At 57.8% G+C, this 13,930-nt stretch carries 15 protein-coding genes; 4 read left to right on the forward strand and 11 right to left on the reverse strand.

Annotated elements, in window-relative coordinates; all coding sequences use genetic code 11:
* Positions 1-41: 41 nt before the first annotated feature.
* The 5 genes from BM205_RS09345 to ftsY all read right to left on the reverse strand — a co-directional run bounded on the left by BM205_RS09345 (position 42) and on the right by ftsY (position 4,791).
* A complete protein-coding gene (locus BM205_RS09345; protein WP_092414227.1) occupies positions 42-1,001 on the reverse strand; it encodes a DMT family transporter in 960 nt (319 codons plus the stop codon).
* 106 nt (positions 1,002-1,107) lie between these two features.
* Entirely contained in the window at positions 1,108-1,944 is an 837-nt protein-coding gene (locus BM205_RS09350; protein ID WP_092414228.1) for an AraC family transcriptional regulator, read from the reverse strand.
* 21 nt (positions 1,945-1,965) lie between these two features.
* The gene (gene ftsX, locus BM205_RS09355; RefSeq protein ID WP_092414229.1) at positions 1,966-2,892 is read right to left on the reverse strand and encodes a permease-like cell division protein FtsX; all 927 of its coding nucleotides are present in this window, start codon (positions 2,890-2,892) and stop codon (positions 1,966-1,968) included.
* The gene (locus BM205_RS09360; protein WP_092414230.1) at positions 2,889-3,593 is read right to left on the reverse strand and encodes a cell division ATP-binding protein FtsE; all 705 of its coding nucleotides are present in this window, start codon (positions 3,591-3,593) and stop codon (positions 2,889-2,891) included. The genes ftsX and BM205_RS09360 overlap by 4 nt, the downstream gene beginning before the upstream one ends.
* Positions 3,594-3,648: 55 nt before the next feature.
* Positions 3,649-4,791, reverse strand: coding sequence for a signal recognition particle-docking protein FtsY (gene ftsY / locus BM205_RS09365; protein WP_092414231.1), 1,143 nt, complete (start codon positions 4,789-4,791; stop codon positions 3,649-3,651).
* A 212-nt stretch (positions 4,792-5,003) separates the two neighbouring features.
* Here ftsY and rsmD point away from each other — a divergent pair, with 212 nt between their 5' ends.
* The 3 genes from rsmD to BM205_RS09380 all read left to right on the forward strand — a co-directional run bounded on the left by rsmD (position 5,004) and on the right by BM205_RS09380 (position 6,583).
* On the forward strand, positions 5,004-5,663 hold the full coding sequence (gene rsmD, locus BM205_RS09370; RefSeq protein ID WP_254783817.1) for a 16S rRNA (guanine(966)-N(2))-methyltransferase RsmD: 660 nt from the start codon (positions 5,004-5,006) through the stop codon (positions 5,661-5,663).
* Positions 5,664-5,713: 50 nt separating this feature from the next.
* On the forward strand, positions 5,714-6,202 hold the full coding sequence (coaD, locus tag BM205_RS09375; protein ID WP_092414232.1) for a pantetheine-phosphate adenylyltransferase: 489 nt from the start codon (positions 5,714-5,716) through the stop codon (positions 6,200-6,202).
* Between the two features lie 102 nt (positions 6,203-6,304).
* Complete coding sequence (locus BM205_RS09380) at positions 6,305-6,583, forward strand: YfhL family 4Fe-4S dicluster ferredoxin (protein ID WP_092414233.1); 279 nt, start codon at positions 6,305-6,307, stop codon at positions 6,581-6,583.
* A gap of 4 nt (positions 6,584-6,587) precedes the next feature.
* On the opposite strand, the gene BM205_RS09385 is transcribed toward BM205_RS09380, so the two are convergent.
* Both BM205_RS09385 and gcvA read right to left on the reverse strand, forming a co-directional pair.
* A complete protein-coding gene (locus BM205_RS09385; protein WP_092414234.1) occupies positions 6,588-7,439 on the reverse strand; it encodes an MOSC domain-containing protein in 852 nt (283 codons plus the stop codon).
* A gap of 54 nt (positions 7,440-7,493) precedes the next feature.
* Complete coding sequence (gene gcvA, locus BM205_RS09390) at positions 7,494-8,396, reverse strand: transcriptional regulator GcvA (protein WP_092414235.1); 903 nt, start codon at positions 8,394-8,396, stop codon at positions 7,494-7,496.
* A 147-nt stretch (positions 8,397-8,543) separates the two neighbouring features.
* Between gcvA and BM205_RS09395 the strand changes: the two genes are divergently transcribed.
* Positions 8,544-9,788: an MFS transporter gene (locus BM205_RS09395; protein ID WP_092414236.1), complete on the forward strand. Its 1,245-nt coding sequence runs from the start codon at positions 8,544-8,546 to the stop codon at positions 9,786-9,788.
* A 376-nt stretch (positions 9,789-10,164) separates the two neighbouring features.
* Here the strand turns inward: BM205_RS09395 and BM205_RS09400 are convergent, their stop codons facing one another.
* From BM205_RS09400 to gsiC, 4 genes are read right to left on the reverse strand one after another with little or no spacing between them, the layout of a single operon-like run.
* Positions 10,165-10,983 (reverse strand): M55 family metallopeptidase, encoded by an 819-nt coding sequence (locus BM205_RS09400; RefSeq protein WP_092414237.1) that lies wholly within the window; start codon positions 10,981-10,983, stop codon positions 10,165-10,167.
* 22 nt (positions 10,984-11,005) lie between these two features.
* Entirely contained in the window at positions 11,006-12,037 is a 1,032-nt protein-coding gene (locus tag BM205_RS09405; protein WP_092414238.1) for a DmpA family aminopeptidase, read from the reverse strand.
* Positions 12,037-12,942, reverse strand: coding sequence for a glutathione ABC transporter permease GsiD (gene gsiD / locus BM205_RS09410; protein ID WP_092414289.1), 906 nt, complete (start codon positions 12,940-12,942; stop codon positions 12,037-12,039). The genes BM205_RS09405 and gsiD overlap by 1 nt, the downstream gene beginning before the upstream one ends.
* A gap of 8 nt (positions 12,943-12,950) precedes the next feature.
* A complete protein-coding gene (gene gsiC / locus BM205_RS09415) occupies positions 12,951-13,871 on the reverse strand; it encodes a glutathione ABC transporter permease GsiC (protein WP_092414239.1) in 921 nt (306 codons plus the stop codon).
* Positions 13,872-13,930 lie beyond the last annotated feature (59 nt).

Below are 13,930 nucleotides of genomic sequence, written 5' to 3' on the forward strand. Positions count from 1 at the left end.
TTCACGGGATAGCGCAGCTGGCTGCAAAATGGAAACAGCCCCTATGGTATCTGATGCTGAAAGGTGCGCACACCGAAAACTATACCCAGGCATAGTAGCGCTACGCCGGTCATGACTAGCGCGCCTGGCATCGCATCGCGGAAAATGAAGGCATACAGCAGGGCCGACAGGGTTTCGAACACAATCAGCTGCGCCAGCAGCGCGGTCGGCAAATGCTGGCTAGCCTTGTTCCAGAGCAGGATGCCGATCCAGGAAGCGCACAGGCCGATGACTAGCATCAAGCCGACAAATTGCAGTGGCCGCGGGCCGAACGGAAAGTCATAGGAGCCACCCGCCAGCTTCAGGTAGGCGCCATATCCGAACAATCCGATCAGCGCCAGCGGCAAGGTTGCCAAACCTTGCGCGGTAGCCCAGGTGGAGGAGCTGATATGCGGATTGGCGCGCAGATAGCGGGCATTGACAATCGGATACCAGGTCCAGGCGCCGACCGCAGCCGCTGCAATCAGACAGCCCAGGACATAGTCCGAAATAGAGCGCGTGTTGCTGCTGCCCGCCAGCCGCATATGCGTCAGCTCAGCGCTGTTCACACACAGGATGCCGATCGTGATAATCACCAGCGACGGCGCCAGGCGACGCCAGGCGACGCTTTCTGCCCCGTGTCCCGGCGACCAGTTGGAGAATACCGAAATCACTACTGGCAAGGTGCCGATCAGCATGGTCGGCAGCGGCGCATCGGCTAGCTGGATCGCAGTCGCCAGTGCGGCGTAATACAACAGGTTGCCGATCAGCGAAAGTTTCAGGGCGGCGCGCCAGTCGGCCCGGGTCAGCGCAATTACGCGCTTGCGGTCAAGCACAGCCGGCACCAGCGCGATCAGGCCGAACGCCACATAACGGCCGAACGACAGCATCAGGCCAGGGTAGTCGGGCAACATCAGAGGCGCGACGAACACCAGTCCCCACATCAGGCCGGCACCCAAGGCGCATAACAGGCCGATCAGCATAGAATGGGTCCTGCAGCGGGTCCTGCAATTAATTGATGAGATGGCATGGAAAAGTCAAGGTAGGGTTCAAAGACAAGTAATGGCAATTTACTCATCATGCCCGTCTTCAGCTTAGCGGTCTTGTACCAATTTGCTGTTGATACTGCGCTGGCGTGACACCGTAGGCGCGCTTGAACCAGCGCGTCAGGTGGCTTTGATCGGCCAGTCCGACGGCTGCGGCGGCATCGGTTGGCGTGCTGCGCTGGGCCAGCAAGGTTTTTGCGCGGGTGGTCCGGCGCGCTTGCAGGTATTGATGCGGGGTGGCGTGAAACTGGGCCGAGAATTCCCGTACAAAATGGAACATCGACATGCCAGCCTCAGCCGCCAAAGTGTCGATGTGCAAAGTCTGCTCCAGATTTGCCTCGATGCAATCGATCACGCGCCGCATTGCCAGCACGCGACGTGGCTGGCTGGCCGTCAGCGCGGGTGCCGGCCGCAGATTCTTGCCATAGCGTCGGATTACCTCGTCGATCAATACCGTGAAATGCGATACAAAAGCCAGGTCGTCCGGCGCCTGCCACATGCGTTTGAACAGTAATTGAAAACTGTCTGCGAGCGCCGGATCGTGAGCCGTAGCAGTGGGGAAATAAGCCTCGCTGCCAGTCAGTTCTTGCAGTAGCTGCGGCTCGATAAACAGCATCTGGTAAGTCCAGCCGGCGGCGATCTCGGCATGGCCGTCGTGCAATTCGTCGGGATTCAATAACACCAGCGTGCCTGCCGGGGCCAGATGTTGGGAACCCTTGTGGCGGAACCGTTCAACCCCGGTTTCAATCGCACCCAGCGAATACGCATCGTGCACATGCGGCGCAAATGCGTGATCGACCAGCCGCGCCGAATACAATTCCACGCCCGGCAGATGCGGGCTGGTCTTGAAGGTGACGAATTCGGACGGGTGGTGGAACATGTCGATGCTCTGATTCTGGATTCAGGCGAGGCGCGCCAGATGTCGCCGCACCGACAGCAATGCGCCGATCAGTCCGAGGCCGGCGCTGATCGCCAGCAACACAATGCTAGCCAGCCAGTTCAGCGGCAACAGGCGGAACTCGGATGCATACAAACGGGCGAATTCGGCAATTGCCTGGTTCAGCGGTTGCAAACCAAGCGCCACAGCGCTCAGGGCCAGGCCGCCGGCGCACAGGCCGAGCAGCGCGCCGGTGTAATAAAACGGCCGGTGGATAAACGCATCGGTAGCGCCGACCAGCTTGGCGACGGCAATTTCTTCGCGTTGGGTCAGCACTTGCAGGCGCACGGTATTGAACACCACAGCCACCACCACCACCGCCAGCGTGCTAGCCAGGAACAGCAGCACCATGCGCAGGATTCCCAACAGTGCCGCCAGCCGTTTGACCCACTCCGAATCGACTTGTACGGTATCGACGCCGGGCAACGCTTTCAGATCAGCCGCAATGGTATCGATACGCCCGGCGTCTGGCGCATCGTGGAAACCGGCCAGCTTCAACACATAGGCATCCGGCAAAGGATTCTGGCCCAGAGTCGTCAGGGCGTCATCCATGCCGGTTTTGTTTTTCAGGCTGATCAAAGCGTCTTCGCGCGGAATGAACAAGACTTTAGCCGCGCTGTTGTGTCGCTGCAAAATCGTATTGATAGGTTTGGCCAGCGCAGTCGTCTTGTCGCGTGCCGCATCGAGCGCCATGAAGACGCTGATTTCCGGTTCTACTGCCAGTTGCTCGGAGACCGGGCGCACGTTTTCTATCAAAGTCAGGCCGCCAAACGGCAGCGCCAGCGCAATTGCCACCACCAGCACATTCAGCGCAAAGCCGCCCGGCGCCTTGAACAGATGGGTGAGGGCATCGCTGATGGCAAACAGATGTTGTCGGAGCCAGCTCTTCATGCTGCACCTCCGTTGTGGCTGTTGTGACTAACCACGGCGGAATTCTGCCAGTGGTCCACAATTTGTCCTTGATCGAGAAACACCACGCGGTTGGCGCTGTTCAGGAATTGCTCGTCATGGGTGGATATCAGGCAGGTCACGCCGACTGCATGAAACGACCGGAGCGCATCCAGCACTTTGTTGGCGTTGTCGCGATCGAGATTGGCGGTCGGTTCGTCGGCCAGGATGATTTGCGGCCGGTTGACGATCGCACGGGCGATAGATACACGCTGCTGCTCGCCGCCTGACAGGGCCTTCGGATCAGTCGCTGCCTTGTCCAGCAGGCCGACTTTATCAAGTGCCGCCCGGGCCCGCTTTTCAGCTTCGGAACGGGTGGCGCCGGTAACCAGCAGCGGCAGCATGACATTGGCCAGCACGGTACGATCCTGCAGCAGTTTTTGCTGTTGCAGGATCAATCCGAGGTTGCGCCGCAGATAAGGCAGGCCGGAAGATTTCAATTTGCCGACGTTGGCGCCGCTGACAGTCAAGGTCCCGCTGCTAGGGCGCTCAATTGCCGCAATCAGGTTGAGCAGCGTGGTTTTTCCGGCGCCGGAAGGGCCGGCCAGGAAAATCAAGTCGCCCTTGTTAACCGTCAGCGTGATATCGCGCAGCGCGACTACATCACGCGCGTATTTTTTGGAGACCTGGTTGAATTCAATCATGGAATGGCAAGGGTCCAATAGTCCAATAAATGAGTCGGAATCAAAGGATTCGAAATTAACTTAGCAGTGCGTCCACAAATTCGGCGGCATCAAACGGTTGCAAGTCTTCAATCTGTTCGCCGACGCCGATGAAATACACCGGGATCGCGCGCGTGGTGGCGATAGCCGCCAGCACGCCGCCTTTGGCAGTGCCATCCAGTTTGGTAATCACCAGGCCGGTCAGCCCCAGCGCATCGTCGAAAGCCTTGACTTGCGCCAGCGCGTTCTGGCCGGTGTTGCCGTCGATGACCAGCAATATTTCGTGCGGTGCAGTGGCCATGCCTTTGCCGATGACGCGCTTGATCTTCTTCAGCTCGTCCATCAGGTGCAATTGCGTCGGCAGGCGGCCGGCAGTATCGACCATGACTACATTGGTGCCGCGCGCCTGCGCCGAATGCACGGCGTCGAACGCCACTGCCGCCGGATCGCCGGATTCCTGCGAAATCACCGTGACGTTATTGCGTTCGCCCCAAATCGTCAATTGTTCGCGCGCAGCAGCGCGGAAGGTATCGCCGGCAGCCAGCAATACCGATTGTTTATGGGCTTGCAGATGCTTGGCCAGTTTGCCGATGGTGGTGGTCTTGCCGGCGCCGTTGACGCCGGCGATCATCATCACCAGCGGTTGGTGCTGATCCAGTACCAGTGGCTTTTGCAAGGGGCTGAGTAAATCGATCAGCAAGCTGCGCAACGCCGCCTTGACCTGGGCGGCTTCGGTCAGCTTGTCTTCCTTGACCTTCTTTTTCAGCGCGTTGAGCAGGAAATGGGTAGCTTCGACGCCAGCGTCGGAAACCAGCAGTGCCGATTCCAATTCTTCGTACAAATCGTCATCGATCTTGGCGCCGACGAACAAGATGCTCAGGTTGGACGAGGTTTTCGACAGTCCGGTTTTCAAGCGTGACAGCCAGGAGCGCTTTTGTTCTGCGGCCACCGGCGCCGGGATGATTTCGGCTGCAACTTCGGCATCCGCTTCAGTTTCAACTTCCACCGCGACGGCCGGCACGGCGCCCGCGGCAACAGGAGCTGCTGTATCTGGTGTAACCTCCGCAGCGCTCTCTGCCGCTGTTTCCAATCTTTCCATCTGCACTAATTCCGTTGGCGCAGAAGATTCTGGCAAGGGTGCAACTTCGGGTTTCGGTTTTTTCTTGAAGAAACTAAACATCTGAGGCCTGATCTGTAAGGCGGTGAAATAGGGCGTTGCAGTAGCCGGTCAGGGCTACTGCACAAGAGGTACAATCTCCGGCATTCTATCAGAGCGCAGCCTGTCAAATTAGGGATAGTCCCGTTGATCATGGCAGTTAGCGGCATGGCTGCTGTCAGAATCCCGCTGAATTGACGAAATTCCAGCAAATTTCCCCATTTTTATTAAAATTAATGAAAAAACCAAGCAACAAAAAGCCACCGAAGACACCAGTGCATACCTTCAAGCCGCCATTGGCGCGCCAGGTCCGAATCATTGGCGGCGCCTGGAAGCGTACGCCGTTGGCGGTATTGGATAGCGAAGGCTTGCGGCCGACGCCGGATCGGGTGCGCGAGACCTTGTTCAATTGGCTGACACATTTGCTTGACGGCAACTGGAGCACGGTCCGTTGCCTCGACCTGTTTGCCGGCACCGGCGCGCTAGGATTTGAAGCCGCCAGCCGGGGCGCACTGGAAGTGACGATGATCGAGCACAATACACCGGCCGCACGCCAGCTCGAAACCACCAAAACCAAGCTGGATGCCAGCCAGGTGCGGATTTTGCGCGGCGATGCGGTAACCTGGCTAAGTAAGGCCAGGATCGAGGCCGGTGCCGATACCGGACGTTTCGATCTGATTTTCCTCGATCCGCCGTATCAGCAGGGCTGGCTGGAAAAGGTGCTGCCGCAATGCGAGGGTTTGCTGGCCGAGCATGGTTTGCTGTACCTGGAGTCCGAATTCGCGTTGCAAGAGGACGCTTTACCGTCGTGGCTGAACGGTTGGCAACTATTGCGGGCTGACAAGGCTGGTAGTGTGTTTTACCACTTGTTGAAAAAGCAAGGGCATTCTGGCTGATGTAAATTCAGGCATAATGCGCGATCTGATTGGGGTGCAAGGGGAAGAAGATGGTCACTGCAGTTTATCCGGGAACGTTCGATCCGCTCACACGCGGCCACGAAGATCTGGTGCGTCGCGCATCCGGGTTGTTCGACAAATTGGTAGTAGGCGTCGCCGACAGTAAAAACAAAAAACCGTTTTTCTCTCTGGAAGAGCGCTTGTCGATTGCGAACGAGGTGCTGGGCCATTATCCCAATGTGCAGGTGGAAAGTTTTTCCGGCTTGCTCAAGGATTTTGTGCGGCAACACGATGCCAACGTGATTGTGCGCGGCTTGCGCGCAGTCTCCGACTTCGAGTTCGAGTTCCAGATGGCCGGCATGAACCGTTATCTGCTGCCGGACGTGGAAACCTTGTTCCTGACACCGTCGGACCAGTACCAGTTTATCTCCGGCACCATCGTCCGTGAGATTGCAACGCTGGGCGGCGATGTCTCCAAGTTCGTCTTCCCTTCGGTCGAAAAATGGCTGAAGGAAAAGCTGGACGGGCAGCAGCCTTAAGGAGCTTCGCTGCGGCGAATCTCTAACGGGATTAAAATAACCGCAAGGTAGTAAGGCGGGATCATTCGATCCCGCGGCAACTTGATTTAAAAGAGTAGTGCAATGGCTTTATTGATCACCGACGACTGTATTAATTGCGACGTATGCGAGCCGGAGTGCCCGAACGGTGCGATTTACATGGGGCCGCTGATTTACGAAATCGACCCGCACAAATGTACTGAGTGCGTCGGCCATTTCAATGAGCCGCAGTGCCAGCAAGTGTGCCCGGTCAGCTGCATTCCGCTGGATCCGGCCTGGCATGAATCCAAAGAGCAGTTGCAAGCCAAGTACGAGCGCTTGCAGGCTGAGCTGGCGGCTCCATCCACCGCCAAGACGCAGTAACTCCCTAGAACGCAAGTTCTACTTCGATCTCCTGCCCGACGCGCAGGATTTCGCCATCTCCTTCCAGCAATATCGTATTGATGCCAAAAGTGACGCCGCCGTCGACACGCGGATTGGCGCGGTAGGTCATCAGGATATCCATAGGATCGGGGCCGTATTCGCCGGTGGCCTGGTCGATGGCCGGCATCGGGCAACGGGTGCATGGCTTCACTGGTTGCAAAGATGTTTGTCCGGCCCGGATAACCGCGGCGAAATCCTCTTCAAAAGCTTCCACGCCGTCGATCACGATGTTGGGCCGGAAACGGTTCATCGGCAATGCCGCGCGGCCTTGTGCCTGCAACTTCTGATTTAAATCGTCGAGCGATTCCTGCGATATCAACAGCATCGGGAAACCATCCGAAAAGCGGGTTGGTGCCTCGCTGTCACGGGTCCATTTTTTACTGGCCAGGCGTCTGCATGCGGGGTCAAAGCGCACCAGTCGGCAGGGCAGGCCGATGACACGCGAGAACCAGCCGGCAGCCAGGTCGCCGCAATCGTGCGCGGTGACGCTGTCGTCCCAGATCCGCACTGTGACGGTCGGTAGCGATCCGGCAGCCAGCGCCGCAGTCGCAATCTCAAGCGGCGGCATATCCGGCGCATGCACGGTCATGGCGTCAGGTTGCAGAACCGGGAAGATCAACGCCATCACGGCATGGCTGCGCTGCGATAGAAAGTGGCCGGTGCTGTCGACTAGCATCCATTCACGGTCATGCACGTGCCGATGGCAGAGGCCGGTGGTGGTGACGGTTGCTGCCGGCAGGTCTATCCCGGCGCAGGATTTGATCGGGTATAGCGTCAGCGTGGTGATAGTTGGCATTGGTTTGTATTCCTCTATTCCTCAACTTCTCTATTTCTCTATTTCTCTATTTCTCTATTTTTCTATTGTTACGTCAGACAGGATTGCACACAGCCAGTCCTGGAAGTCGGTGATAGCCGCCGCTTTCCCGGTATCGAAAGGCGAGACTGAGAAATAAGTGCCACGTGCCGGAGCGGTGATGTCGAACAGGCGGATCAGGCGGCCGCTGGCGAGATGGTTGTGCACCAGGCAGCTGCGGGCGAGCGCGATGCCTTGATCGGCAGCGGCGGCATCCAGCAGATGCATCGGATCGTCGTAAACCGGACCGGTTTGCGGCTCGCCGTGTTGGATGCCTGCTGCGGCAAACCATGGCTCCCAGCCACCATGGTGGGCAAATCGCAGCAAAGGATAGCGTGGCAAATCACGCGGCGTGATGGCCGGATGGCTGGCACCGAACGCCGGGCTGCATACCGGGAAAATCACTTCCTTCAGCAAGCGTTGATAACGAAAATTCTTGTGTCCGGCGCGGCCGTACCAGATGGCGACGTCGGCGTCGCTGAAATCCAGCTCGCTCAGTTCGTGCGTGCTGCGCAAGCTGATGTCGATGTGCGGATGCTGTTGGTGAAATGCGGCCAGCCGGGGCACCAGCCATGCGCTGGCGAACGAGGGCGAAGCGCTGACGCGTAGCGTTTGCGCTGCTTGGTGACGTTCAACCTTGCCTATCTGCAGCGCCCGGTCCAGCGCCAGCAGTGCTTGCCGTACTTCCTCTGCAAGCAAGCGGCCGCCATCGGTCAGCACCATTTGCCGGCCTTCGCGCTGGAACAGTTTGCGTCCGATGCGCTGTTCAAGGGCGCGGATCTGGTGGCTGATGGCGCTGTGCGTCAGATGCAGTTCTTCTCCGGCCCGGGTGTAGTTGCCTAGTCGTGCGGCGGCTTCAAAGGCGCGCAGGGTTTGGGTTGGGGGCAGTCTTTCAAACATGGTGGTGAGGGGTTTGCTTGCGTATTGTATTTGCTGCCGTTATGCAATCGGTTAATTCCATTCACATATAAGGATAAAACACTTCGTTGGCTTTTGGTTAATTTGCTCTTTACTATCGTTGTACTCCGTTTTTATTAGTGAACGACTATGAAACTCGCTACTCGTATTTTCCTGATATTTTCTTCAGGTTATTTCATTTCCTATCTGGCGCGCGGTATCAATCTGCCGCTGGCGCCTTTGCTTAGCAGCGAACTTGGTTTGTCGCCGGCGCAGTTGGGGCTGCTGACCAGTTTGTATTTCTTTGCTTTCGCTGCCTGCCAGCTGCCGCTTGGCATTTTGCTGGACCGCTTTGGTCCGCGCCGGGTATTGGCTTGTATGCTGCTGCTGGCTGCAGCCGGTGCCGTGGTGTCGGCTAACGCGCATGGGTTTGGCAGCTTGCTGATCGGCCGCCTGTTGCTGGGGGTTGGCACATCGGCTTGCCTGATGGCTGGTTTGAAGGCGATTGTCGCCTGGTTTCCGCATGATCACTTGCCTTTGATGAACGGCGCCATCTATGCGATTGGTGGTTTGGGTGCGGTTGCTACCGGGACGCCGATTGCGTGGGCTTTGGGTTTGACTACCTGGCGTGTGTTGTTCGTGGTGGTGGCTGTGCTGATCCTGATGATCGTGCTGGCTTTGTTTACGTTGGTGCCGGAAAAGGATGAGCAGCATCCCAAGAGTAGTCTTGCGGCGCAATTGCGTGACATTGGGGGTATTTTCGGTAGCGCGGTGTTTTGGCGTACTGCGCCTTTTGTGATGGCTAGCCAAGGTGTGTTTCTTGGGGTTCAGGGATTGTGGGCCGGGCCGTATTTGCGGGATGTGAGTCAGTTGCCTGCTGCCGCTGCGGCTAATATCGTGGCGCTGGTTGGCCTGGCGATGGTGGTCGGTGCGGTCGGCTCGGGGTGGTTGGCGCGTCGTTTGCAGCAGCGTGGGATTTCTTTGCATGCTACTGCTGGTGCGGGGATGTTTTTGTTCATGCTGGCGCAATTGCTGATAGTGCTTGGTGCACCTTTACCTGATTGGCTGTTGTGGAGCATGTACGGTGTGTTTGGTACTTCTGGAGTGTTGACGTATGCGGCTCTGGTGCGCGAATTTCCGGCGCATCTGGCGGGCCGTGTCAGCACCGGTTTGACATTGGCGATCTTTGCCGGGGCGTTTGTTGTGCAGTATGGTTTCGGACTGTTACTCAACGCCTGGCCGCACGATGCGGGCAGTTATGCCGTGGTTGCGCACAGGGCATCGTGGGCGATTGCATTGTTGGTGCAGTTGGTCGCAGGCATCTGGTACTGCGGATTGCAGTTAAATGGGGTCAGAGTTTTTTTACGACAGTTGTATCGTCGTAAATTACTCTGACCCCTTTTAACGGACCACGGAGTGCTTGCTGTTGCATGCGACGGAGATTCACGTTAATTGAAAGGGTAGCTACTCCGTGGATGCATGCCGGGGGCGGCCCGGCAGCCGCATACTTTCTTTGCTTCGCCAAAGAAAGTACGCAAAGAAAGGCGACCGCAAAGCCATTGCCTTCCCTTCGGTCAGGTCCCCAAATGTGGCGCGCATCAGTCGGGTGGAAAGACCAACTCGCTGCGCTCAAACATGTCTTCCCACAATTCCCGACTGACACGCACCACATTTGGCAACGTCCCAATGCGGACTTCAAATTCAAATTCAAAAGCAACTGCAACTGCAACTGCAACGTCAAAATCCCGTTCTTTGCACTTTGTTTTCGCCGCTACCGCAGCATAAAAGACATAGCCGACAAACTGTTCAGTACCCGCACTGTGTATTGAACAGACGGCGCAGAAAATGTGAGATTGACGCCGTCGATCCGTTCAATTATCGGCAATTGACAGAACAGGTCGGCTAGCGCCGGGTTGGTGGTTTGCAGCTTGCATGTGATGGTGGGCGGCAGGACGAATGGACGGCAGGTTGTAATCTTGCCGACTGCAGCTTTCGCACCTTCATTCAATATGGCCAATGCACTTTGCGGTGATAGCGATGTTCCGCTGCCGGCGCCATCCGCGGTTTTGATGGTGACTAGCGTGGCTTGCGGAAATAGCGGCTGGTTTTCTTCAACAAAAACATTGTCGCCGCTGCCGAAAATCACCGGTACGCTGAATTCGCCGGCGAGGGCGCCGTAGATACCTGCTTCGCCTAACTCTTGATCGTTTAGCCAGACGCGGGCGAATGCAAAACTGTTGATGGTGTGGGCCAGGATGCCGCGGCTTTGCGAACGGCCATGGTAGCCGACCATCATTACGCCTGCGACGCCGTGCTCGACGCCACTCATCATGCCTAATAAGCGCGGTTTGCCGAGAATGGCCTTGGCGGCGGGGTGCAGCAGGTCGGGCAGCAGGTTGCGGAAACCGCCGTGCGAGTCGTTCACCAAAATCTCGGTCGCGCCGGCAGCCAGCGCGCCTTCGATTACGGCATTGGCTTCGGCTGTCATCAGGCGCCGCGCACGTTCGTATTCGGCATTGCCGGCGCGGGTTTGTTCCGGATGGAATACGCCGGCAACGCCTTCGATATCAACGGAAATAAGAATTTTCATTGTCGTTTATTTGTAGAAGAGACTAAGGTAGGACGGCTGCCGCTTGACGTAGGGATTGGCGCTGATGACCATCACGGCCGATGACGGTTTCTGCGGCAAACAACGCATTGACGATGGCTTGTTCGGTGCTGTCGACTACTGCCTCAAACAGCGGGTCCAGCAAATTGTCGTACAAGGAAAAGGATCGTCGTAGCACGCTGCAGGCGCGATATGACACCGTCTGCGCTGTCGAAAAAGCTAAAGCCAGGTCGCCGCTGCCATGGCCATAGATCGAACCGGTACGGCCCAGGCCGACGCCGCAGCGGGTTGCCAACCGCCCCAGCTGGCGCGCATCCAGCGGCGCATCGGTTGCAATAATCATGATGATCGATCCCATCTCGGGGCTTTCTGCGACCGCTTGCCGCAAACGGATCAATTCTTCGCCGATATGCTTGCCCGCCAGCGTCAGCGCCGCCAGTTTGCCGAAGTTGGCGAGTACCAGCGCGCCAACGCAATATTGCTGGTCGCCGATGGTTGCATAGCGTGAAGCCGAGCCAATGCCACCCTTGAGGTCGAAACATGACATGCCACGCCCCGCGCCGACCGCACCTTGGGCAAACTCAGGCGCAGTGTTGGCCAGCGCTTGCTGATAATGTTCGGCATTGATCGCCATCGCCTGGATATCGTTCAGATAACCGTCATTGCATTCGAATACCAGCGGGTTGACCGTGGGGTCGCTGCGTCCGATCTCGGGATTGGCCTGGATCGCAGAAATGATCTGAGCCGTCGCCACGCTGCCGACCGACAAGGTATTGGTTAGCGCAATCGGCGTTTCAAGCAGGCCCAATTCCTGCACCTGCACCAGTCCGATGCTTTTGCCAAAGCCGTTGAACACCGTTGCCGCTGCCGGCACCTTGTCGCGAAACGGATCGCCCTGATGCGGGCGGATCACCGTCACGCCTGTTTGCAGCGCGCCTTGCGCTAACGTGGTGTGGCCGACAGTAACGCCGACGACGTCGCTGATGGCGTTCAGGGGGCCGGCAGGTAGCCTGCCAATGTGAGGAAGGGCAAGCATCAGCGGCGGTCGATTTTTGGATCAAGGGCGTCACGCAGGCCATCACCCAGCAGGTTGAAAGCCAATACCGTCAGGAAAATTGCCAGGCTCGGGAAAATCGCAATATGCGGCGCCGTCATCATGTCGGAGCGCGCTTCATGCAGCATCGCCCCCCATTCCGGCATCGGCGGTTGCGCACCCATGCCGAGGAAAGACAGGCTGGCGGCAGTGATGATGGAAGTGCCGATACGCATGGTGAAGTACACCACCACTGCCGATACCGTGCCGGGGAAAATGTGACGCAGGATGATGGTGCTATCGCTGGCGCCGATGCTGCGCACCGCTTCGATGAAGGTCAGGTGCTTCAGTGCCAGCGTATTGCCGCGCACCAGCCGGGCAAAAGTCGGGATGCTGAAAATCGCCACGGCGAAGACCACGTTCGTCATGCCGTTACCGAGAATCGCCACAATGCCGATCGCCAGCAAGATGCCGGGGAACGCAAACAGCACGTCGCAGATGCGCATGATGATGCGTTCTGCCCAACCTTCGTAATAACCCGCAATCAGGCCGGCGAACGTGCCGATCACCGCGCCCACCGCCACCGATGAAAAACCGGCGGTGAGGGAAATGCGGGTGCCCATCAGGATCCGGCTGAAAATATCGCGGCCCAGGGAGTCGACGCCGAACCAGTGCGTCAGCGACGGCCCTGCATTCAATGCGTCGTAATCAAAAAAATTCTCAGCGTCGTAAGGTGTTATCCAAGGCGCGGCAATCGCTACCACGATCAGAAACAGCACGAAGCAGCCGGCCACGACCGCCAGGTGCTGCTTCTTGAATTTGCGCCAGAATTCGCTCCACGGAGTGCGGATGGTATTCGGCAGCGGCGCGGCAGCTATTGCCGCGACAGGATTGAGTGGAGTAGACACAGGCGGCCTCACTTGTAACGGATGCTAGGGTTGATGACGGCATACAGCACGTCAACCACCAGATTGATGAAAATGAATTCCAGCGAGAACAACAGGATCTCGGCCTGGATGACCGGGTAATCGCGCATTTCAACAGCGTCGATCAGCAACCGCCCCATGCCGGGCCAGTTGAACACGATTTCCACCACGATCGAGCCGCCCAGCAAAAAGCCGAATTGCAAGCCCATCATGGTGACCACGGGAATCAGGGAGTTGCGCAGGCAGTGCTTGAGCACCACGATGGTTTCAGACAGGCCTTTGGCTCGTGCGGTCCGGACAAAATCTTCCTGCAAGACTTCAACGAAGGAGGCGCGGGTAAAGCGCGCCATCACGGCAGCTACCGCGGCGCCCAGCGCCAGCGACGGCAAGATGTAATTGCGCCAGCCGTCGGCGCCTATGGCAGGCAGCCAGCCGAGCTTGACCGAGAACAGTTCCATCAGCAGCATACCCAGCGCAAACGACGGAAATGAAATACCCGATACCGCCAGCGTCATGCCGAGGCGGTCTGGCCATTCATTACGCCATACCGCGGAAACGATACCGATGATCAGGCCGAACAGCACCGCCCACACCATGCTGGTGACGGTGAGCCAAAAGGTAGGCCAAAAACGTTCGGCGATCTCGGTGCTCACCGGGCGCTTGGTGCGCAGGGAGGTGCCGAAGTCGCCGCGCAGGGCCTTTCTGAAATAGTTGATGAATTGTTCGTGCATCGGCCGGTCCAGTCCGAGATCCTTGCGGATCAGCTCGACGGTCTGCGAATCGGCCTCAGGTCCGGCCACCAGCCGTGCCGGATCACCCGGCAGCAAGTGGACAAACATGAATACCATGACCGCCACAATCAGCAAGGTTGGTATCAGGCCCAGCAAGCGTTTTAATACATAAGGAAACATGGCGTGCTCTGGTAGTTGGCCGTCCTGTGACGACAGGTCCGGCCCGGGATTATGTATCT

Source organism: Collimonas sp. OK307, assembly GCF_900113705.1.
Taxonomy (GTDB): Bacteria; Pseudomonadota; Gammaproteobacteria; order Burkholderiales; family Burkholderiaceae_D; genus Collimonas.

What these genes read in the sequence shown, in the direction of transcription:
- BM205_RS09345 (WP_092414227.1), bottom strand. Translation starts at nt 1,001, where the DNA reads ATGCTGATCGGCCTGTTATGCGCCTTGGGTGCCGGCCTGATGTGGGGA.
- BM205_RS09350 (WP_092414228.1), bottom strand. Translation starts at nt 1,944, where the DNA reads ATGTTCCACCACCCGTCCGAATTCGTCACCTTCAAGACCAGCCCGCAT.
- ftsX (WP_092414229.1), bottom strand. Translation starts at nt 2,892, where the DNA reads ATGAAGAGCTGGCTCCGACAACATCTGTTTGCCATCAGCGATGCCCTC.
- BM205_RS09360 (WP_092414230.1), bottom strand. Translation starts at nt 3,593, where the DNA reads ATGATTGAATTCAACCAGGTCTCCAAAAAATACGCGCGTGATGTAGTC.
- ftsY (WP_092414231.1), bottom strand. Translation starts at nt 4,791, where the DNA reads ATGTTTAGTTTCTTCAAGAAAAAACCGAAACCCGAAGTTGCACCCTTG.
- rsmD (WP_254783817.1), top strand. Translation starts at nt 5,004, where the DNA reads ATGAAAAAACCAAGCAACAAAAAGCCACCGAAGACACCAGTGCATACC.
- coaD (WP_092414232.1), top strand. Translation starts at nt 5,714, where the DNA reads ATGGTCACTGCAGTTTATCCGGGAACGTTCGATCCGCTCACACGCGGC.
- BM205_RS09380 (WP_092414233.1), top strand. Translation starts at nt 6,305, where the DNA reads ATGGCTTTATTGATCACCGACGACTGTATTAATTGCGACGTATGCGAG.
- BM205_RS09385 (WP_092414234.1), bottom strand. Translation starts at nt 7,439, where the DNA reads ATGCCAACTATCACCACGCTGACGCTATACCCGATCAAATCCTGCGCC.
- gcvA (WP_092414235.1), bottom strand. Translation starts at nt 8,396, where the DNA reads ATGTTTGAAAGACTGCCCCCAACCCAAACCCTGCGCGCCTTTGAAGCC.
- BM205_RS09395 (WP_092414236.1), top strand. Translation starts at nt 8,544, where the DNA reads ATGAAACTCGCTACTCGTATTTTCCTGATATTTTCTTCAGGTTATTTC.
- BM205_RS09400 (WP_092414237.1), bottom strand. Translation starts at nt 10,983, where the DNA reads ATGAAAATTCTTATTTCCGTTGATATCGAAGGCGTTGCCGGCGTATTC.
- BM205_RS09405 (WP_092414238.1), bottom strand. Translation starts at nt 12,037, where the DNA reads ATGCTTGCCCTTCCTCACATTGGCAGGCTACCTGCCGGCCCCCTGAAC.
- gsiC (WP_092414239.1), bottom strand. Translation starts at nt 13,871, where the DNA reads ATGTTTCCTTATGTATTAAAACGCTTGCTGGGCCTGATACCAACCTTG.